The 18869-nt window shown below is 64.3% G+C and carries 20 protein-coding genes; 5 read left to right on the top strand and 15 right to left on the bottom strand.

Annotation, left to right across the window (positions count from 1 at the left end; all coding sequences use genetic code 11):
* Nucleotides 1-35: 35 nt before the first annotated feature.
* The 9 genes from HU748_RS10860 to HU748_RS10820 form a co-directional block, all read right to left on the bottom strand.
* Nucleotides 36-1196: a D-alanyl-D-alanine carboxypeptidase family protein gene (locus HU748_RS10860; protein WP_186669260.1), complete on the bottom strand. Its 1161-nt coding sequence runs from the start codon at nt 1194-1196 to the stop codon at nt 36-38.
* Between the two features lie 171 nt (nt 1197-1367).
* The gene (locus HU748_RS10855) at nt 1368-2369 is read right to left on the bottom strand and encodes a septal ring lytic transglycosylase RlpA family protein (protein ID WP_186720324.1); all 1002 of its coding nucleotides are present in this window, start codon (nt 2367-2369) and stop codon (nt 1368-1370) included.
* On the bottom strand, nt 2369-3379 hold the full coding sequence (gene mltB, locus HU748_RS10850; RefSeq protein ID WP_186669258.1) for a lytic murein transglycosylase B: 1011 nt from the start codon (nt 3377-3379) through the stop codon (nt 2369-2371). The genes HU748_RS10855 and mltB overlap by 1 nt, the downstream gene beginning before the upstream one ends.
* A gap of 17 nt (nt 3380-3396) precedes the next feature.
* The gene (gene rodA, locus HU748_RS10845) at nt 3397-4500 is read right to left on the bottom strand and encodes a rod shape-determining protein RodA (RefSeq protein WP_054892858.1); all 1104 of its coding nucleotides are present in this window, start codon (nt 4498-4500) and stop codon (nt 3397-3399) included.
* A gap of 38 nt (nt 4501-4538) precedes the next feature.
* The gene (gene mrdA / locus HU748_RS10840) at nt 4539-6434 is read right to left on the bottom strand and encodes a penicillin-binding protein 2 (protein WP_186669257.1); all 1896 of its coding nucleotides are present in this window, start codon (nt 6432-6434) and stop codon (nt 4539-4541) included.
* 17 nt (nt 6435-6451) lie between these two features.
* Nucleotides 6452-6919, bottom strand: a complete 468-nt coding sequence (gene rlmH, locus HU748_RS10835) for a 23S rRNA (pseudouridine(1915)-N(3))-methyltransferase RlmH (RefSeq protein ID WP_054892809.1) — start codon at nt 6917-6919, stop codon at nt 6452-6454.
* Between the two features lie 9 nt (nt 6920-6928).
* On the bottom strand, nt 6929-7351 hold the full coding sequence (rsfS, locus tag HU748_RS10830) for a ribosome silencing factor (RefSeq protein WP_054892808.1): 423 nt from the start codon (nt 7349-7351) through the stop codon (nt 6929-6931).
* A gap of 45 nt (nt 7352-7396) precedes the next feature.
* Entirely contained in the window at nt 7397-8056 is a 660-nt protein-coding gene (gene nadD / locus HU748_RS10825) for a nicotinate-nucleotide adenylyltransferase (protein WP_186669256.1), read from the bottom strand.
* A gap of 1 nt (nt 8057) precedes the next feature.
* Nucleotides 8058-9323 (bottom strand): glutamate-5-semialdehyde dehydrogenase, encoded by a 1266-nt coding sequence (locus tag HU748_RS10820; protein WP_186711433.1) that lies wholly within the window; start codon nt 9321-9323, stop codon nt 8058-8060.
* A 308-nt stretch (nt 9324-9631) separates the two neighbouring features.
* On the opposite strand from HU748_RS10820, the gene HU748_RS10815 reads away from it, so the two are divergent.
* The gene (locus HU748_RS10815; RefSeq protein ID WP_186669253.1) at nt 9632-10318 is read left to right on the top strand and encodes a DNA-3-methyladenine glycosylase; all 687 of its coding nucleotides are present in this window, start codon (nt 9632-9634) and stop codon (nt 10316-10318) included.
* 4 nt (nt 10319-10322) lie between these two features.
* Nucleotides 10323-11639: a bifunctional DedA family/phosphatase PAP2 family protein gene (locus HU748_RS10810; RefSeq protein WP_186669251.1), complete on the top strand. Its 1317-nt coding sequence runs from the start codon at nt 10323-10325 to the stop codon at nt 11637-11639.
* Nucleotides 11640-11683: 44 nt separating this feature from the next.
* On the opposite strand, the gene HU748_RS10805 is transcribed toward HU748_RS10810, so the two are convergent.
* The 3 genes from HU748_RS10805 to HU748_RS10795 are packed head-to-tail and all read right to left on the bottom strand — an operon-like array spanning nt 11684 to nt 13359.
* Nucleotides 11684-12274 carry an LON peptidase substrate-binding domain-containing protein gene (locus HU748_RS10805; protein ID WP_186710341.1) on the bottom strand — a complete coding sequence of 197 codons (591 nt, stop codon included), beginning with the start codon at nt 12272-12274 and terminating at the stop codon, nt 11684-11686.
* A gap of 9 nt (nt 12275-12283) precedes the next feature.
* Nucleotides 12284-13000, bottom strand: coding sequence for an LrgB family protein (locus HU748_RS10800; protein WP_186720322.1), 717 nt, complete (start codon nt 12998-13000; stop codon nt 12284-12286).
* Complete coding sequence (locus tag HU748_RS10795) at nt 12997-13359, bottom strand: CidA/LrgA family protein (RefSeq protein WP_186669247.1); 363 nt, start codon at nt 13357-13359, stop codon at nt 12997-12999. The genes HU748_RS10800 and HU748_RS10795 overlap by 4 nt, the downstream gene beginning before the upstream one ends.
* A 148-nt stretch (nt 13360-13507) precedes the next feature.
* Between HU748_RS10795 and HU748_RS10790 the strand changes: the two genes are divergently transcribed.
* From HU748_RS10790 to HU748_RS10780, 3 genes are all read left to right on the top strand, one after another.
* Nucleotides 13508-13963, top strand: a complete 456-nt coding sequence (locus tag HU748_RS10790) for a MaoC family dehydratase (protein WP_186720320.1) — start codon at nt 13508-13510, stop codon at nt 13961-13963.
* A 94-nt stretch (nt 13964-14057) separates the two neighbouring features.
* Nucleotides 14058-15791 (top strand): C13 family peptidase, encoded by a 1734-nt coding sequence (locus tag HU748_RS10785; RefSeq protein WP_186710331.1) that lies wholly within the window; start codon nt 14058-14060, stop codon nt 15789-15791.
* 27 nt (nt 15792-15818) lie between these two features.
* Nucleotides 15819-16463 carry an oxidoreductase gene (locus HU748_RS10780; RefSeq protein WP_186669240.1) on the top strand — a complete coding sequence of 215 codons (645 nt, stop codon included), beginning with the start codon at nt 15819-15821 and terminating at the stop codon, nt 16461-16463.
* A 108-nt stretch (nt 16464-16571) separates the two neighbouring features.
* Here the strand turns inward: HU748_RS10780 and HU748_RS10775 are convergent, their stop codons facing one another.
* From HU748_RS10775 to mpl, 3 genes are read right to left on the bottom strand one after another with little or no spacing between them, the layout of a single operon-like run.
* Nucleotides 16572-16859 (bottom strand): YceK/YidQ family lipoprotein, encoded by a 288-nt coding sequence (locus tag HU748_RS10775; protein WP_186669238.1) that lies wholly within the window; start codon nt 16857-16859, stop codon nt 16572-16574.
* Nucleotides 16856-17485 carry a flavin prenyltransferase UbiX gene (gene ubiX, locus HU748_RS10770; protein ID WP_054892796.1) on the bottom strand — a complete coding sequence of 210 codons (630 nt, stop codon included), beginning with the start codon at nt 17483-17485 and terminating at the stop codon, nt 16856-16858. Before ubiX ends, HU748_RS10775 begins: the two co-directional genes overlap by 4 nt.
* On the bottom strand, nt 17482-18831 hold the full coding sequence (gene mpl, locus HU748_RS10765; protein WP_186710329.1) for a UDP-N-acetylmuramate:L-alanyl-gamma-D-glutamyl-meso-diaminopimelate ligase: 1350 nt from the start codon (nt 18829-18831) through the stop codon (nt 17482-17484). Before mpl ends, ubiX begins: the two co-directional genes overlap by 4 nt.
* Nucleotides 18832-18869 lie beyond the last annotated feature (38 nt).

Here is an 18869-nt window from a genome sequence, read left to right as displayed (position 1 = left end):
CCGCGTGGTTGCACGGGGGCATGGCCGGTCACGTATCAGTTGAACAAACCGTAAAAGAACAGGCGGATGCTATCCCACATACGGCGGAAGAAACCACCTTCCTCGACGCCATCCAGGGCGATCAGGTCGGCGCTGTGCACCACTTTCTCGTCCAGTTTGACTTCCACTTTGCCGATCACGTCACCTTTTGCGATCGGAGCGGTCAGTTGCGGGTTCATGGTCATCGAAGCCTGGAGGCGTTTCAATTGGCCTTTAGGCATGGTCATGGTCAGGTCGTTGGCCAGACCGGCCTTGACTTGACCGGTGGCGCCCTTCCAGACCGGAGCCTGGGTCAGCTCGGTGCCCTTCTGATAGAAGGTCTGGGTTTCGAAGAAGCGGAAACCGTAGGTCAGAAGCTTCTGCGTCTCGGCGGCACGGGCCTGCTCGCTGTTGGTGCCGAACACCACCGCGATCAGACGCTGGCCGTCGCGAACGGCCGACGCCACCATGCAGTAGCCGGCTTCCTCGGTGTGGCCGGTCTTCAGACCGTCGACGGTCTTGTCGCGCCACAGCAGCAGGTTGCGGTTAGGCTGCTTTATGTTGTTCCAGTAGAACTCTTTCTGCGAGTAGATCGCGTAGTGGGCCGGATCTTCGTTGATGATCGCGCGCGCCAGCAGGGCCATGTCGTGGGCCGAGGAATAGTGCTCAGGGTTCGGCAGGCCGGTCGGGTTCATGAAGTGCGAATTGGACATGCCCAGGTCGCCGGCAGTCTTGTTCATCATGTCGGCGAAGGCGTCTTCACTGCCGGCGATGTGCTCGGACAGGGCGACCGAGGCATCGTTGCCCGACTGGATGATGATGCCGTGCAGCAGGTCGCTGACGGTCACCTGGCTGCCGACCTTGATGAACATGCGCGAACCGCCGGTACGCCAGGCGTTCTCGCTGACGGTCACCGGGTCGTTCTCGCCGATCTGGCCACGACGGATGTCGAGAGTGGCGATGTAGGCGGTCATCAGCTTGGTCAGGCTGGCTGGCGGCAGGCGCTCGTCACCGTTGTTCTCGACCAGCACGTTGCCGCTGGACGCATCCATGAGTACATAGGACTTGGCTGCCAACTGCGGAGGTGCTGGCATCATCTGCTCGGCTGCAAAGGCAGCAGGCACGATCATCAGCAGTACGGGCAGGCAAAGTCGTTTGGCAAGGTTGGTGATGTTCATCCGTCTCTCGTAAATCGCTAATGGTCTGATGTTCCGCGGGGATACCACGGCGTTTCAGTCTGCTTCAGGGCTGGCGGACAACCCCATGCCCCAAGGGGCAAAACCGCCATTGTACATGGCCGAACCTGGCAATTCATGAACAAACCGACAGGTCGGCAAGATACTGCGCAGTCAGTCTGCTGTGACCAGCTTGGCCTGCCCCAGGTTCGCCAGGCGAATGCTGTCCTGCGCCTGCTGGATCTCACCCTGGCTGCTGATCGGCCCCAGACGTACCCGGTGCAGCGTTTGCTGGTTGCGTACGATGGAACTGATGAACACCGGAGCACTGACCATGGTGCTCAACTTGGAACGCAACAGCTCGGCCGCGTCCGGGTTGGCGAAGGCGCCCACCTGAAGGAAGCTGCCGCCGCCGTTGCCCGGTACGTTGTTGCCGGCAACCTGCACCGGCACCACGGGTGCCGCGTGCTGCTGCGGCGGCGGGGTCCACTGCTCGACGCGCCCGGTGCTGGCAGGGATCGGCTGCGCCTGGGCGACCTGCGGCTCCTTGAGCATCGATGGCGGCTGCTGGCCCTTCTGCGCCCACCACTGCTGCGGGTCGATACCCTCGACGCGCACATGGGCGGTGCCGATCTCGGCGTAACCGAGCTTCTTCGCCGCGGCATACGACAAGTCGATGATGCGGTCCGAATAGAACGGCCCGCGATCGTTGACCCGCAGGATCACGCTACGGCCGTTGGCCAGGTTGGTTACCCGCACATAGGCCGGCAGCGGCAGGGTCTTGTGCGCCGCGCTCATGCCGTAGAGGTCGTAAAGCTCGCCGTTGGCGGTGTTCTGCCCGTGGAACTTGGTGCCGTACCACGACGCAGTACCCTCGGCGCGATAGTTGCGCGAGTCCTGCATCGGGTAATAAGTCTTGCCCAGCACGGTGTACGGGTTGGCCTTGTAGTTGCCGGTGTGCACGGTCGGGGTGGCGTCGGGAATCTTGTTGACGTCCACGTCCCACCAGGGCGCACCGTCCTTGTGGGCACGGTTGATGTCCAGGCCCGGCTGCGAGCGAACGGTGTTGCCGCCCGCCTGCGAGGTCGGACGGCTGGAAGAACAGCTGACCAGCACCAGGCCGATGGCGGCACAGGTGAGCAGCTTGAAGGTATTGGGTTTGAACAATTCGCGCATTACTTGACGCCCCGTGCCTGGACCAGCTGTTGCGAGAGCTGATGCACCGCCATGGCATACATCACGCTGCGGTTGTAACGCGTGATCGCGTAGAAGTTCTTGAGGCCCATCCAGTATTCGGGGCCATTGTCGCCTTCGAGCCGGAACGCCGTGACCGGCAGATCATCGCGCAGCGCATCATGACTCGACCAGCCCAGCGCTCGCAACTCCCCGACTGTCTTCACAGGCTCGATGCCAGTGGTCAGGCCCTCGTCGACACGCGTACCACTGACCTGCGCCCGGCTGACCACCGGCTGCCCGGCGATCCAGCCGTGGCGCTTGAAATAGCTGGCCACGCTACCGATGGCGTCATCCGGGTTGTTCCAGATGTTGATGTGGCCGTCGCCGTCGAAGTCCACGGCGTAATTGCGGAAACTGCTCGGCATGAACTGCGGCAGGCCCATGGCGCCAGCATAGGAGCCCTTGAGCGTGAGCGGGTCGAGTTGCTCCTCGCGCGCCAGCAGGAGGAACTCACGCAGCTCCTTGCGGAAGAATTCGGCTCGCGGCGGGTAGTCGAAGCCCAGCGTCGACAAGGCATCGATGACACGGTAGTTACCGGTATTGCGGCCAAAGAAGGTTTCCACGCCGATGATCGCGACGATGTACTGGGCCGGCACGCCGTATTCCTGCTCGGCGCGGGCCAGCACGGCTTCGTGCTGGCGCCAGAAGTCCACACCGCGGGCAATGCGCGCATCGGTGATGAACATCGGGCGGTATTCCTTCCACGGCTTGACCCGCTCGGCCGGACGCGAGATCGCGTCGAGGATCGCCTGCTTGCGCTGCACCTCGCGGAACACGGCCATCAGTTGCTCGTCGGCAAAGCCGTAGTCGCGGGTCATTTCGCCAACGAATTCGGCCACCTTGGGCGAGCCGTCATAGTCGCCGGCATTGGCCTGCTGGACAGCGCCGAACAGCCCCATCGCGCCGATCCACGGCATACAACGGGCAGCCCAGCCACGCACTGCTTGCATGAAATTCTTCACCTTTTTCAAACCTGCGCGATCCATTTGCGGTGCGTGTGGATCGACATCAAAACGCCAAACGCTGACAGCAGCGTCACCAACGAAGTTCCGCCATAGCTGATAAAGGGCAACGGCACACCCACCACGGGCAGCAGGCCACTCACCATACCGATGTTGACGAACACATAAACAAAGAAGGTCATCGTCAGGCTGCCGGCCAGCAACTTGCCGAACAGGGTCTGCGCCTGCGCGGTGATGACCAGGCCGCGACCGATCAGCAACAGGTAGATGATCAGCAGCAGGCAGATGCCCACCAGGCCGAATTCCTCACCCAGCACGGCGATGATGAAGTCGGTGTGGCTTTCGGGCAGAAAGTCCAGGTGCGACTGGGTGCCCAGCAGCCAGCCCTTGCCGAACACGCCGCCCGAACCGATCGCGGCCTTGGACTGGATGATGTTCCAGCCAGTACCCAGCGGATCGCTCTCGGGGTCGAGGAAGGTCAGGACCCGCTGCTTCTGATAGTCATGCATCACGAAGAACCACATCGCCACGGCCACCGGTACGGCCGCCGTCACCACGCTGATGATCCAGCGCCAGCGCAGGCCGCCCATGAACAGCACGAACGCACCGGAGGCAAGGATCAACAGCGCCGTGCCAAGGTCGGGTTGTCGGACGATAAGGATGAACGGCACACCGATCAACACCAGGCTGATTGCCACGTGTTTCAGATGGGGCGGCAGGGTGCGCTTGGACAGGTACCAGGCGATGGTCGCCGGCATGATGATCTTCATGAATTCCGAGGGCTGGAAACGAATCACCCCGGGAATGTTGATCCAGCGCGTGGCGCCCATGGCGTTGTGGCCCATCACATCCACCACCACCAGCAACAGCACCCCCGCCACGTAGGCCAGCGGCACCCAGCGCGCCATGAAGCGCGGCTCGAGCTGGGCGATGATGAACATGGACACCAGGCCGATGCCGAAGGAACTGGCCTGCTTCATCAGCAGGTCCCAGTTCTTGCCGCTGGCCGAATAGAGGACGAACAGGCTGCCGGCGGCGAGCGTCAGCAGAATGAGCAGCAGAGGACCGTCGACATGGATGCGCTGCAGGAAGCTGGCGCGCCTGCGCATCACGTCCTCGCTGGAGAGCATGCGATCGAAATTGTTCTTCACGGGGCCGTTTCCTGGGCGACAGTGACAGTGGCAGGGCCAAATTCGGGCTTGAGCCGGCCGTTTTCGTCGAGCAACCAGGCGTCCATGACCTGGCGCACCACGGGGGCGGCGACACCAGAGCCGGACTCGCCGTTCTCGACCATTACCGAGACCACGATCTTCGGATCTTCGGCGGGTGCGAAGGCGACGAACAGCGCGTGGTCGCGGTGACGCTCCTGGAGTTTGTTGCGGTCGTACTTCTCGCCCTGCTTGATCGCCACCACCTGTGCGGTACCGCTCTTGCCGGCGATACGATATTGCGAGCCGAGCGCGGCCTTGCGCGCCGTGCCGCGCGCGCCGTGCATCACCTGCTCCATGCCATGGGTGACCCGGGCCCAGTCGTTCTTGTCGCGCAGCACGATGTCTTCCACCGGGTTCTCATCCACCGGCTGCTTGCCCTCGATGGTCTTGGCCAGGTGCGGACGGTTCCACTTGCCCTTGTTGGCGATCAGTGCGGTGGCCTGGGCCAGTTGCAGGGGCGTTGCCTGCATGTAGCCCTGGCCAATGCCCAGAATCAGCGTTTCACCGGGGAACCAGGCCTGGCGGCGGGTGGCGCGCTTCCATTCACGCGAAGGCATCAGCCCGGGCGACTCTTCGAACATGTCCAGCGAGACTTTCTGGCCGATGCCGAACTTGTTCATGTAGGCCGACAGCCGATCAATCCCCATCTTGTGCGCAAGATCGTAGAAATAGGTGTCGTTAGAACGCATGATCGCCACATCCAGATCCACCCAGCCATCGCCGGTGCGGTTCCAGTTGCGGTACTTGTGGTCATAGTTGGGCAGTTGGTAATAGCCCGGGTCGAACACCCGACTGCTGGCATTGACCACACCGCTGTCCAGGCCGGCAATGGCCACTGCCGGCTTGATGGTCGAGCCCGGAGGATACAGGCCGCGCAGCACACGGTTGAACAACGGGCGATCGATCGAATCGCGCAGCTCGGCATAGGCCTTGAAGCTGATGCCGGTGACGAACAGGTTGGGATCGAAGCTCGGCTGGCTGACCATCGCCAGCACCTCGCCGGTGCGCGGGTCGAGGGCGACGATCGCCCCACGGCGGCCTGCCAGCGCCTCTTCGGCGGCCTCCTGCAGCTTGATGTCCAGGCTCAGGACAATATCCTTGCCAGGAATCGGATCGGTGCGCTTGAGCACCCGCAAGACACGGCCGCGAGCGTTGGTCTCGACTTCCTCGTAGCCAACCTGGCCATGCAGGTCGTCCTCGTAGAAACGCTCGATGCCGGTCTTGCCGATATGGTGGGTGCCGCTGTAGTTCACCGGATCGAGGGACTTGAGTTCCTTCTCGTTGATCCGCCCGACATAGCCCACCGAATGAGCGAAATGCGCACCTTGTGGGTAATGCCGCACCAGTTGCGCCGCCACCTCCACCCCGGGAAGACGGAACTGGTTCACGGCGACGCGGGCGATCTGCTCCTCGTTCAGTTCGAACAGGATCGGCACCGGCTCGAATGGCCGACGCCCCTGCTTCATGCGGCGCTCGAACAAGGCACGATCATCTTCGCTCAGCTCGAGCACCTCGATGATGGTGTCCAGCACCTCCTGCCACTTGCCCGCGCGTTCGCGGGTCATGGTCAGGCTGAAACTGGGGCGGTTGTCGGCGACGATCACACCATTGCGATCGAAGATCAGCCCACGGGTCGGCGGAATCGGCTGCACATGCACCCGGTTGTTCTCCGACAGCGTCGAGTGGTAGTCGTACTGGATGATCTGCAGGTAATACAGGCGCGCGATCAGCACGGACACGAGCAGCATGATCGCCACCGCGCCGACCACGACGCGGTTGCGCACCAGGCGTGCGTCTTTCTCGTGGTCCTTGAGGCGGATCTGCTGCGGCATCGGACAGGCTTACGAAGTCATTTGTGGTAAGGGTGCCCGGACAACACGGTCCAGGCGCGGTAGATCTGTTCACCGATGAGTATCCGCACCAACGGGTGCGGCAGGGTCAGCGGCGACAGCGACCAGCGCTGTTCGGCACGGGCGCAGACTTCCGGCGCCAGCCCTTCCGGGCCGCCCACCATCAGGTTGACCGTACGCGCATCCAGGCGCCAGCGATCCAGCTCGGTCGCCAGTTGCTCGGTGCTCCACGGCTTGCCATGGACTTCGAGCGTGACGATCCGTTCACCGGGCTGGACCTTGGCCAGCATCGCCTCGCCTTCCTGACGGATCAGGCGGGCAACGTCGGCGTTCTTGCCACGGGTGTTCAGTGGGATTTCAACCAGCTCCAGCGACAGCTCGGCCGGGAGGCGCTTGGCGTACTCGTGCCAGCCTTCCTCGACCCACTTCGGCATGCGCGAGCCGACCGCGATCAGACGCAGACGCACGGCGGTTCCTTATTCCCGATCCTTGAGCTTGTCGGTGAAGTAGTCACTGGCGTTTTCCGGGCTGTGGTGCTTGGCATCAGCAGCACGGCTCTGCTCGGCGCCCAGCCACAGACGCTCCAGGTCGTAGAACTGACGGGCAGCGGCGGTCATCATGTGCACGATGACGTCGTTCAGGTCCAGCAGCACCCAGTCGCTGTCGCCCTTGCCTTCTTCGCCCAGCGGCTGCGCGCCCTTGGCCTTGACGGCCTCACGGACCTTTTCCAGCATCGCGTTGATCTGGCGGTTGGAGGTACCGGTGGCAATGATCATGTAGTCGGTGAGGCTGTGCTTGTCGCGCACGTCGATGACCTGGATGTCCTGGGCCTTGACGTCTTCCAGCGCGGCCTTGGTCAGTTCGACCAGTTCTTCGCCATTGATTTTCTGCTTGGTCATATAAAACTCGTTCAACTCGTTGTAATGAGGCGCCCTGCGGCGCCCTCAGTTGGACACACGGTACAGACCGTGCGCCTCGATGTAGGCCAGTACTGCGTCCGGCACCAGGAACCGAACCGACTTGCCGCTGGCCAGCAGCTGCCGGATCTGTGTGGCGGACACCGCAAGCGGCGTCTGCCAGACGAACGAAATGTTCCCCGCCGGGCCGGACATGGCGGTGGGATCGCTCTGCGAGCGCGCAGCCAGAAGGTTGCGCAGCTCGTCGGGGGGTTCGACATCGGCATCCGGGCGCTGCAGCACCAGGATGTGACAATGTTGCAGCAGCTCTTCCCAGCGGTGCCAGCCCGGGAGACCACAGAAGGCATCCCAGCCCAGCACCAGGTAGAGCTGGTCGTGCGTGTTCAGTTCGCTGCGGATCGACTCCAGGGTGTCGATGGTGTACGACGGTTTGTCGCGCGCCAGCTCCCGGGCATCCACGCTCAAGCCCTCGACCCCTTGTACCGCGCTACGCACCATGGCCAGCCGGTCGGTGGCGGCCACCTGCGGGGTGTCGCGGTGCGGCGGTCGGGCGTTGGGCAGCAGGCGCAACTCGTCCAACCCCATGAACTCGGCCACTTCCAGCGCGCTGCGCAGGTGGCCGATGTGCACCGGGTCGAATGTGCCGCCAAGAATGCCGATACGCCGGACTGCCGGGGCCTTGCTCAACTCAGCAGGACCCGCGCAACTGACCGTCGCCGATCACCACGTATTTTTCGCAGGTCAGCCCTTCCAGGCCGACCGGACCGCGGGCGTGCAGCTTGTCGGTGGAAATGCCGATCTCCGCACCCAGGCCATACTCGAAGCCATCGGCAAAGCAGGTCGGGGTGTTGAGCATGACCGACGCCGAATCGACCTCGGCCATGAAGCGCCGGGCGTTACCCTGGTGCTCGGTGGCGATCGAGTCGGTGTGGTGCGAGCCATAGTGATTGATGTGCTCGATGGCCGGATCCAGGCCATCGACGATGCGGATCGACAGGATCGCATCCAGGTACTCGGTGTGCCAGTCGTCCTCGGTGGCCGGCTTGGCGGCGATGATCGCCCGGGTGCGCTCGCAGCCACGCAGCTCGACACCCTTCTCTTCGAAGCGGCGGGCCATGTCCGGCAGGAACGCCTGGGCCACGCTGGCGTCGACCAGCAGCGTCTCCATGGCGCCACAGATGCCGTAGCGGTAAGTCTTGGCGTTGAAGGCGATGCGCGCGGCCTTTTCCAGGTCGGCGTGGGCATCGACATAAACGTGACAGATGCCGTCCAGGTGCTTGATCACCGGCACGCGCGCATCGCGGCTGATACGTTCGATCAGGCCACGGCCACCACGCGGGACGATGACATCGACGAACTCCGGCATGCTGATCAGCGCACCGACGGCTTCGCGGTCGGTGGTTTCGACCACCTGTACCACGGCTGGTGGCAGCCCGGCTTCGGCCAGGCCGCGCTGGATGCAGGTGGCGATGGCGCGATTGGAGTGGATGGCTTCCGAGCCGCCCCGCAGGATGGTCGCATTGCCGGACTTCAGGCACAGGCTGGCGGCGTCGATGGTCACGTTCGGGCGAGACTCGTAGATGATGCCGATCACACCGAGCGGTACGCGCATCTTGCCAACCTGGATGCCCGACGGACGGTAGCTCATGTCGCGGATCGCACCGACCGGGTCCGGCAGCGCAGCCACCTGGCGCAGGCCGGTGATCATGCCATCGATGCGCGCCGGGGTGAGGGCCAGACGGTCCAGCAGTGCTGGCTCCAGGCCATTGGCACGGCCTGCGGCGAGGTCCTGTTCGTTGGCTGCGGTCAGCTCGGCGCGGGCAGCGTCGAGCGCGTCGGCAGCGGCCTGCAGGGCGCGATTCTTCTGCGCAGTGCTGGCGCGGCCGATCACCCGCGAGGCCTCACGGGCGGCGCGACCCAGGCGGGTCATGTAGTCAAGAACGGACTCGGTCATGGGTTCGGTGTCTTGGCGAAGGGGAAATCGGCTGATTATAACTGCCGCGCTCGGGTACGCCCAGCGGCGGGTGGCGGATGGTAGAAGATGGCAGCGGAAATATGTAGGAAAGATGTAACTGAGGGTATCGGAATTGACCCACTTCGGCGTCGACCTTTTCGCGGGCAAGCCCGCTCCTACCGGGAGTGGCGTAGCCTGGGGCGACGCGGACTAAACCCTGGGAAGATCAACCCGGTTACAACCTGGTTCAGCCTCGATTAAGCCTTTCATTGCTATCATCCCCGCCTTCGCCACCACGAACCGCCAACATGCCCGTCCCCTGCCCGGCCCGCGCCCTGCCCGACCGCTTTTTCGACCGCGATGCCCAGACCCTCGCCCGCGAGTTGCTCGGCAAGGTCATCCGCCACCGCCACGGCGATCTGTGGCTGGCCGCCCGCATCATCGAGACGGAAGCCTACTACCTCACCGACAAGGGCAGCCACGCCTCGCTCGGCTATACGGAAAAGCGCAAAGCGCTGTTCCTCGACGGCGGGCACATCTACATGTACTACGCCCGCGGCGGCGACTCGTTGAACTTCAGCGCCCACGGGCCGGGCAACGCGGTGTTGATCAAGTCGGCCTACCCCTGGGTCGACGCCCTCTCCGATGACAACAGCCTGGCGCAGATGCAGTTGAACAACCCGGACGCCAACGGCAACCTGCGCCCGGCAGAGCGCCTGTGCGCCGGCCAGACCCTGCTGTGCCGCGCCCTGGGCCTGAAGGTGCCGGACTGGGACGCCCGCCGTTTCGACCCGCAGGGGCTCTATGTCGAAGATTGCGCAATCAATGTGCCACGCGTGATCCAGACCACCCGCCTGGGCATCCCCCACGGCCGCGACGAGCACCTGCCGTACCGCTTCGTGGACGCCGAATTCGCCCGTTTCTGCACCCGGAACCCGCTACGCCGGGGCCAGGTCGAAGGACGGGATTTCTTCATTCTGGAACAAGGAAACTGACACCATGAGCCAATGGCTCGACAGCCTGACCGGCTGGCTCAGCGCCAACCCGCAGTGGCTTGGCCTGGCCATCTTCCTGATCGCCTGCATCGAGTGCCTGGCCATCGCCGGCATCATCGTGCCCGGCACGGTGCTGCTGTTCGCTGTAGCGGTGCTGGCCGGCAGCGGCACCTTCAGCCTGGGCGAGACGCTGCTGCTGGGCTTTCTCGGCGGCATGCTCGGTGACGCCATGTCGTACGCCATCGGCAAGTACTTCCACCAGAACATCCGGCGCCTGCCGCTGCTGCGCCACCACCCCGAATGGATCGGCAGCGCCGAAACCTACTTCCAGCGCTACGGTATCGCCAGCCTGCTGATAGGCCGCTTCATCGGCCCGCTGCGGCCGATGCTGCCGATGGTTGCTGGCATGTTCGACATGCCATTGCCGCGCTTCATCGCCGTCAGCCTGGTGGCCGGTGCTGGCTGGTCGGTGGCCTATCTGCTGCCTGGCTGGGCCACCGGTGCCGCCATGCGCCTGCCGCTGCCGGAAGGCTTCTGGCTGGATGCGGGGATCGTCGCCGGTGGCTTGGCGGTGCTGGTGGCCCTGAGCTTCAACGCCAGCATCCGCGACCAGCGCCACGGCACCCGCCTGATCGCCGGCCTGAGCCTGGTAGCACTGGCGGGCGTATTTCTCGGCTGGCCCTACTTGCACGAGTTCGACCAGGGCGTGATGACCCTCGTCCAGGAGCATCGCAGCAAGGCGTTCGACAGCGCCGTGGTCATCGTCACCCGCCTGGGCGACTTCAAGACCCAGTTCTTCCTCGGCGGCCTGCTGACCGGGCTCCTGCTCCTGGCGCGGCAATGGCGCCATGCACTGTTCGCCGGGGGCGCACTGATCGGCACCGCGCTGTGCAACGGCTCGCTGAAATGGCTGTTCGCCCGGGCGCGCCCGGAAGTGCTGGCCGATCCACTGACCAGCTACAGCATGCCCAGCGGGCATAGCTCGGCATCCTTTGCGTTCTTCCTGGTACTGGCGGTGCTGGCCGGTCGCGGCCAGCCGCCGCGCATGCGCCTGACCTGGGTGCTGCTGGGGGTGCTGCCAGCGCTGTCGATCGCGCTGTCACGGGTGTACCTGGGTGTGCACTGGCCCACCGACATCCTGGCCGGGGCCTTGCTGGCGTGCTGCGTGTGTGCGGCCAGTCTGACGCTGGTGCAGTATCGCGAGCCACTGAGGGCAATGCCGCAGAAGGTGTGGTGGCTGATCTTGCCGGCGTGTATCGCGCTGCTGGCGTTCTTCGCCATGCACTCGTTGCCCAAGGCATTGCTGCGCTATCAGTATTGAAGTGATGCGCGGGTTGCCGGCCCTGACGCTGGCAACCCGCAACTTCAGGCGAACAACTCGCCCTGAATCCGCTCCAGCAGCGCCTGGATCGCCTCCAGCCGCTGCGCCGGCGAGTCGATCGCCAGCAGATCGATCTTGTCTTCTTCCATGAACGGCAGCAGGTACGCCAGTTGGTTGGCCAGCGACTGGCGCCCGTCCACCTCGCGCGGCATGTCCAGCGCCTCGACCATCGGGTGCTCGCCCAGCGCGACCAGCAGCGCCAGCAGGTCATCATCCTGCTCGCCCAGCGGGCTGTCGCTCAGCTCGGCCAGCCACTGCACCTCGCCGACCATCAACTGATCCTTGAGCACATCGGTCTGCTCCACCCTGAAGCGCCGCACACCTTCGACGCGGATGCCCAGCAGGCCGTTGTCCTGCTGCACGAAGTCGCGGATCAACGCCTCGCAGCCGAACGCAGCGATGCCTGCCGGCGCCTTGCCGACCTGCTCGCCTTCGAGAATGCACACCACCCCGAAACCTTCGCCCTGCTTCATGCAGCGGCCGATCATGTCCAGGTAACGCGCCTCGAAGATCTGCAAGTCCAGCAGGCAGCCGGGGAACAGCACGGTATTGAGGGGGAACAGCGGTAACGTCATCTCGACTCCTCAAGCCACCAGACTGACTGCCAGCGGCAGGAACACCGCCGTGGCCACGCCCATCAGGCTCATCGCCAGTGCGGCAAAAGCGCCGCATTCATCACTTTCCTGCAAGGCCGCCGAGGTGCCCACCGCGTGTGCGGTGACGCCCAGGGCCATACCCCGCGCCTCGGGGCTGCGCACACCACAGCGCGTCAGCAGGGCCGGACCGAAGATGGCGCCGATCACCCCGGTGATCAGCACGAATACCGCCGCCAATGCCGCTACGCCACCGATCTGCTCGGCCACCAGCATGGCGATGGGCGAGGTCACCGACTTGGGCGCCATGGTCATCAGGATCATGTGTTCGGCGCCGAGCCACCAGCCCAGCGTCACGCAGGCCAAGGTGGCGAACACTCCCCCGATTACCAGCGTAGTAAAGATCGGCCAGAACAGTTGGCGGATACGCCGCAGGTTGAGATAGAGCGGGACCGCCAGGGCCACAGTGGCCGGTCCGAGGAGAATATTGAGGATTTCGGTGCTGCGCTTGTACTCGCTGTAGTCGATGCCACACGCCAGCAGCACACCGATCAGGACCAGCATCGACACCAACACCGGTTGCAGGAAGATCCAACGGGTGCGCTCGTAGCCGGCAAGTACCAGTTGGTAAACCCCAAGCGTGATACCGATCCCGAACAACGGGTGGTGAATGACGGCTTGCAATGCACCCTGCCAGTCGAGGCTCATGGCTGTTCCTCGTGCTTGCCGTGGCGATGGATCAGCTTCTGCATCAGTACGCCGACGAACACCAGGGTGACCAGGCAGGAGATCACCAGCGCACCGGCAATGGCCCAGAAGTCGGCGGCGATGTCGCGGGCATAGACCATCACGCCTACGGCTGGCGGCACCAGCAGCAACGGCAGGTAACGCAGCAGGCTGCTGGCGGCCTCGTTGAGCGGTTTGCCAACTTCGCCGCGGATCATCAGGCAGGCCAGCAGCAACAGCAAGCCGATGATAGGGCCCGGCAACATGGGCAGTACCAGGTGATTGATCGCCGTGCCCAGCAACTGGAACATCACCAGCCAGGTCAATCCACGCAACAGCATAAGCATCTCCTTGGGGCATCGGGCGCCATTATAAGCACGCGTCCTGCCTGTATAAGGCGATATTCGCCGAAAAGGGAAGAACTTGACCGCAACGGTGCGCCGTGGTGATCTTGCACCTTCGTACCAAAAGACAACCTGGAGAGTCGCGATGCCCTATGTACCTGTTGCAGAGCTTTCGCAGTACGTTGGAAAGGAACTGGGACGTTCCGAATGGCTGAAGATCGATCAGCAGCGCATCAACCTGTTCGCCAAGGCCACCGGCGATTTCCAGTTCATCCATGTCGATCCGGAGAAAGCCGCCAAGACCCCCTTCGGCTCCACCATCGCCCACGGCTTCCTCAGCCTGTCGCTGATTCCCAAGCTGATGGAAGACATCCTCGTGCTGCCCGAGGGCCTGAAGATGGTGGTCAACTACGGGCTGGACAGCGTGCGCTTCATCCAGCCGGTGAAAGTCGACAGCCGCGTGCGCCTGAAGGTGGACCTCACCGACGCCACCGAGAAGAAGCCCGGCCAGTGGCTGCTCAAGGCCACCGTCACCCTCGAGATCGAAGGCCAGGAAAAACCGGCCTACATCGCCGAGCCACTGTCGCTCTGCTTCGTCTGAGGCAGCACCGGGGCCGTTCGGCGGCCCCGGCCACGGCTGTCTCACGCTCCGATTCTGCGGCATACTCGGCGCACCTTTGTGCCCGGATTACGCCATGCGCCCGCTGCTGCCCCTGACCCTGATCCTGCTGCTCGCTGCCTGCGGCGAAGGCGAACCGCTGTCGCCGCCGGACGCGCGCCTGCCCGACGGCGGGCGCTACCGGGGCGAAGTGGTCAATGGCCTGCTGCAGGGCGAAGGCCGCATCGACTACCCCAACGGCAGTTGGTATGCGGGCACGTTCAAGGACGGTCAGTGGCACGGCCAGGGCGAGTGGCACGGCAGCAACGGCGAGGTCTATCGCGGCCAATTCGCCGCTGGGCTGTTCGAAGGCCTGGGCGACCTGACCACCCCCGGCAGCCACTACGCCGGCACCTTCAAGCATGGCCGGCGCGACGGCGAAGGCACCCTCAAGCAGCACGACCAGACCTACCGCGGCCAGTTCAAGGACGACCAGTACGACGGCGCCGGTCAGCTCGAGCTGGCTGACGGCAGCCGCTACCAAGGCCTGTTCGCCAAGGGCAAGCCCAATGGCGCCGGAGTGCGCAGCGATGCCAGCGGCAACCAGTTCAGCGGCCATTTCATCGACGGCCAGCTCGAAGGTGCCGGCACCTACGACAGCGTCGAAGGCGAGCAGTACATCGGTGAATTCAAGGAAAACCGCCTCGAAGGCCGCGGCCGCTACGAGAACGCCGACGGCGACGTGTGGATCGGCGACTTCAAGGATGGCGCGCTCAGCGGCCAGGGCGAGCTGCTGGGCAGCGATGGCAGCCGCTACAAGGGCGGCTTCCAGGACTGGCGCTTCTCTGGCCAGGGTCATCTGCACCTGGCCGACGGCAGCCAGTACATTGGCGGTTTCGACAACGATGCCTACCAGGGCAGCGGCCGGCTGATTCAGGCCGATGGCCGTGTCGAGGCCGGCCAGTGGATCAACGGCGTGCGCGTGCGCGACGACAAGGGCACGCTGCTGCCCGACCCGCTGGACCTGGCCCTGCTCAACCAGGGCAAGCTGCTCGACGAGGCCCTGGCCAAGGTGCCACGCTCGGCCCCACCCATCCAGCTGTACAGCCTGGTGCTGGCCGGCGATGGCCAGCAGAGCGTGTTCCTGCGCGAAGCCGACTATGTCAGCAACATGCTCAGAGTGCGCTTCGGCGCCCGTGGCCAGGTGACCCTGGTCAATCACCGCGACCATCTGGCCGACCGGCCAATGGCCACCCGCGAGAACCTCACCCGTGCCGCCCGCACCCTGGCCGAACGCAGCGGCCCGGAAGATATCGTGTTCGTCTACCTGACCAGCCACGGCAGCCATGACCACCAACTGGTGCTCGACCAGCCGCGCCTGCAACTGGCCGACCTGTCTGCCGACGAACTGGCCAACGCCCTCGCCCCGCTGAAAGATCGCGACAAGGTGATTGTCATCTCCGCCTGCTATTCAGGTGGCTACATCGCCCCGCTCAAGGATGATCGCACGCTGATCATGACTGCAGCGCGCCCTGACCGGGTCTCGTTCGGCTGCTCCGAAGAAGCCGACTTCACCTATTTCGGCGATGCCCTGTTCGCCCAGGCACTGAATCAGACCGACGATCTGAAACAAGCGTTTGAACTGGCGCGCAACAGCGTTGCCGAACGGGAACGAAGGGAAGGTTTCGAAGCCTCCGAGCCGCAGATCTGGGCACCACCGCAGGTGCTCGCGCACTGGCAGCGCCTGCGCCGGCAGCAAGCCGAGGAGGCCTTGAAAAACAAGGCCCAGCCAGCCGCGCCGGAGCAGGCAAAAAAGCCTGGAACCCGCTAAGCTGAGCTGTAACAAGGGAGAGACATCATGTACTTGACGCCTCAGCATGTCCTGCTTGCCGGAGCCACGGGTCTTACGGGTGAACACCTGCTCGACCGCCTGCTCAACGAACCCACCATCAGCCGTGTGCTGGCGCCTACCCGCAGGCCGCTGGCCAAGCATCCGCACCTGGAAAACCCAGTGGGTGACCCGGCGATGTTTCTCCCGCAACTGGCCGGGCGCGTCGATATCGCCTTCTGCTGCCTGGGCACCACGCTCAAGCAGGCCGGTTCGGAAACCGCCTTCCGTGCAGTGGACCTGGACATGGTCGTGGCCTTCAGCAAGCGCGCCCGCGAGATGGGCGCACGCCATCTGCTGGTGATCAGCGCGCTCGGTGCAGACCCCAAATCATCGATCTTCTATAACCGGGTCAAGGGCGAGATGGAAGAGGCGCTCAAGGCTCAGGACTGGCCGCAACTGACCATCGTGCGACCATCGCTGCTGCTGGGTGAGCGGCTCGAGCCACGGCTGGCCGAGCAACTGGCCGGGCCTTTCGCAAGGCTGATTCCCGGGAAGTACCGCGGCATCGAGGCCTGCACCCTGGCCCGGGCACTGTGGCGGCTGGCGTTGGAGGAAGAGGACGGAATTCGGGTGGTCGAGTCTGACGAGTTGCGCAAGCTGGGCAAGAAATAGCAATACCTTCAGAGGCCTCTTCGCGGGTAAACCTGCTCCCACCAGGACCGCACAGAATTCAAAGACGGTGCGGTCCCTGTGGGAGCGGGTTTACCCGCGAAAGGGCCGTTACAGGCCGCCGCGGGCGTTGAACCCCACCCCGACCGCCGTCAGCAACGACAGCGGCAACAGTACGGTATCCAGCAACATGCTCCCCGGCAGATCCAACCGTGGATATGCCGGCGCATCCGCGCCGAAATGATCCCGCGGGCAGCACCCACCATTGATCACATACAGGTCCAGGCGAGTGCCGGCATACACCACCGGCGCCCCAGGCTGGTTGGCGTCCAGCGTTCGTACTGTCGCGCAACCACCCAGGCTGCCCAGCAGCAGCAAGCCTGCCAGCGCGCGCTTCAATCATCGACCCCGTAATGATGCTCGCCCCAGCGCGGCAACATGTCCTGGGGTATGTTCAGCAGGTTGAGCACCCGTGCGACAACGAAGTCCACCAGGTCATCGATGGTCTGCGGCTGGTGATAGAAGCCCGGCGCTGCCGGCAGGATCACCGCGCCCATCTGCGAAAGCTTGAGCATGTTCTCCAGGTGAATGGTGGAGAACGGCGCTTCACGCGGCACCAGGATCAGCTGGCGGCGCTCCTTGAGCGTGACGTCCGCTGCCCGTTCGATCAAATTGTTGCAGGCACCGGTGGCGATTGCCGACAGCGTGCCAGTCGAACAGGGCACCACCACCATCGCCGCAGGTGCGCCGGAGCCCGAAGCCACCGGCGACATCCAGTCTTCCTTGCCATACACGCGAATCTGCCCGTCGGCAGCGCCGGTGTATTCGGTCAGAAAGGCCTGCATCGCCTGCGGCTTGGGCGGCAGCACCACGTCGGTTTCGGTGGACATCACCAGCTGCGCAGCCTTGGAGATGAGGAAGTGCACCTCGCGGTCCTCGCGCACCAGGCAATCGAGCAGGCGCAGCCCGTACTGCGCCCCGGAAGCACCGGTCATCGCCAGGGTGATGCGCTCCGGGCCGCTCACTTCAGGGCCTCGGCCAGCTTGCCGTGCAGGCCACCGAAGCCGCCATTGCTCATGATCACCACATGGGTGCCCGGACGTGCCTGGCCCTTGATCCGCTCGATGATCGCCTCGAGGCTGTCGGCCACCACGCTCGGCACCGAGCACTGCGCTGCCGTGGCGGCCAGGTCCCAGCCCAGGTTGGCCGGGGCGTACCAGATCACCTGGTCGGCATCGTTGACACTCTCCGGCAGGCCATCGCGGTGTGCGCCCAGTTTCATGGAGTTGGAGCGCGGTTCGATCACCGCAATCACCGGCGCCTCGCCCACACGCTTGCGCAGGCCGTCGAGGGTGGTGGCGATGGCGGTGGGGTGGTGGGCGAAATCGTCGTAGATGGTCACACCCTGCACCTCGGCGACCTTCTCCATGCGCCGCTTGACGCTCTTGAACGCGCTGAGGCCGTCGATGCCCATGGCCGGCACAACGCCGACATGGCGCGCCGCCGCGAGCGTGGCCAGGGCATTGGCGACGTTGTGCTGACCGGTCAGGGCCCAGTCCACCACGCCCTGCACCTCACCGTCGAACAGCACTTCGAAGCGCGAACCGTCCGGACTGAGCAGGCGCGCCTGCCATTGGCCACCTTCGCCGGTGGTTTGCACCGGGGTCCAGCAGCCCATGCCGATGACCCGCTCGAGCGCCTGTTCGGTGGTCGGGTGGATGACCAGGCCTTCGCTCGGAATGGTACGAACCAAATGGTGGAACTGCCGCTCGATGGACGCCAGATCCGGGAAGATATCCGCATGATCGAACTCAAGATTATTGAGGATCGCGGTGCGCGGATGGTAATGCACGAACTTCGAACGTTTATCGAAGAAGGCGCTGTCGTATTCGTCGGCCTCGACCACGAAGAACGGCGTGCCGCCCAGGCGCGCCGAGACCGAGAAGTTCTGCGGCACGCCGCCGATCAGGAAGCCCGGGCTCATGCCCGCATGCTCCAGCACCCAGGCCAGCATGCTGCTGGTGGTGGTCTTGCCATGGGTGCCGGCCACTGCCAGCACCCAGCGGCCCTGCAGCACGTGGTCGGCCAGCCACTGCGGGCCGGAGACATAGGGCAGGCCCTTGTTCAGCACGTATTCCACGGCAGGGTTGCCACGCGACATGGCGTTGCCGATGACCACAAGGTCAGGAGCCGGCTCCAGCTGGGCCGGATCGTAGCCTTGGGTGAGCTCGATGCCCTGAGCCTCGAGCTGAGTGCTCATCGGCGGATAGACGTTGGCGTCGGAACCGGTGACGCGATGGCCGAGCTCCTTGGCGAGCACCGCCAGCGAACCCATGAAAGTGCCGCAAATACCGAGAATGTGAATGTGCATGGTCGACCTCGCAAAACATCGAGGCAGGGTAGCCCAGG

It is taken from the genome of Pseudomonas sp. RW3S2, from assembly GCF_014268955.1.
In the GTDB taxonomy this organism is placed as follows: Bacteria; Pseudomonadota; Gammaproteobacteria; order Pseudomonadales; family Pseudomonadaceae; genus Aquipseudomonas; species Aquipseudomonas wayambapalatensis.
The sequence above is the reverse complement of the archived record's forward strand: the minus strand, read 5'-3'. Positions and strand labels throughout refer to the sequence as shown.

Bases quoted from the DNA above. Each gene is read 5' to 3' on its own strand.
- mpl (WP_186710329.1), bottom strand. From the start codon at position 18,831: ATGCACATTCACATTCTCGGTATTTGCGGCACTTTCATGGGTTCGCTG.
- HU748_RS10780 (WP_186669240.1), top strand. From the start codon at position 15,819: ATGTACTTGACGCCTCAGCATGTCCTGCTTGCCGGAGCCACGGGTCTT.
- HU748_RS10855 (WP_186720324.1), bottom strand. From the start codon at position 2,369: ATGCGCGAATTGTTCAAACCCAATACCTTCAAGCTGCTCACCTGTGCC.
- HU748_RS10815 (WP_186669253.1), top strand. From the start codon at position 9,632: ATGCCCGTCCCCTGCCCGGCCCGCGCCCTGCCCGACCGCTTTTTCGAC.
- HU748_RS10790 (WP_186720320.1), top strand. From the start codon at position 13,508: ATGCCCTATGTACCTGTTGCAGAGCTTTCGCAGTACGTTGGAAAGGAA.
- HU748_RS10785 (WP_186710331.1), top strand. From the start codon at position 14,058: ATGCGCCCGCTGCTGCCCCTGACCCTGATCCTGCTGCTCGCTGCCTGC.
- rodA (WP_054892858.1), bottom strand. From the start codon at position 4,500: ATGCGCAGGCGCGCCAGCTTCCTGCAGCGCATCCATGTCGACGGTCCT.
- mltB (WP_186669258.1), bottom strand. From the start codon at position 3,379: ATGCAAGCAGTGCGTGGCTGGGCTGCCCGTTGTATGCCGTGGATCGGC.
- rsfS (WP_054892808.1), bottom strand. From the start codon at position 7,351: ATGACCAAGCAGAAAATCAATGGCGAAGAACTGGTCGAACTGACCAAG.
- HU748_RS10805 (WP_186710341.1), bottom strand. From the start codon at position 12,274: ATGACGTTACCGCTGTTCCCCCTCAATACCGTGCTGTTCCCCGGCTGC.
- HU748_RS10810 (WP_186669251.1), top strand. From the start codon at position 10,323: ATGAGCCAATGGCTCGACAGCCTGACCGGCTGGCTCAGCGCCAACCCG.
- HU748_RS10860 (WP_186669260.1), bottom strand. From the start codon at position 1,196: ATGAACATCACCAACCTTGCCAAACGACTTTGCCTGCCCGTACTGCTG.
- HU748_RS10820 (WP_186711433.1), bottom strand. From the start codon at position 9,323: ATGACCGAGTCCGTTCTTGACTACATGACCCGCCTGGGTCGCGCCGCC.
- HU748_RS10800 (WP_186720322.1), bottom strand. From the start codon at position 13,000: ATGAGCCTCGACTGGCAGGGTGCATTGCAAGCCGTCATTCACCACCCG.
- HU748_RS10795 (WP_186669247.1), bottom strand. From the start codon at position 13,359: ATGCTGTTGCGTGGATTGACCTGGCTGGTGATGTTCCAGTTGCTGGGC.
- mrdA (WP_186669257.1), bottom strand. From the start codon at position 6,434: ATGCCGCAGCAGATCCGCCTCAAGGACCACGAGAAAGACGCACGCCTG.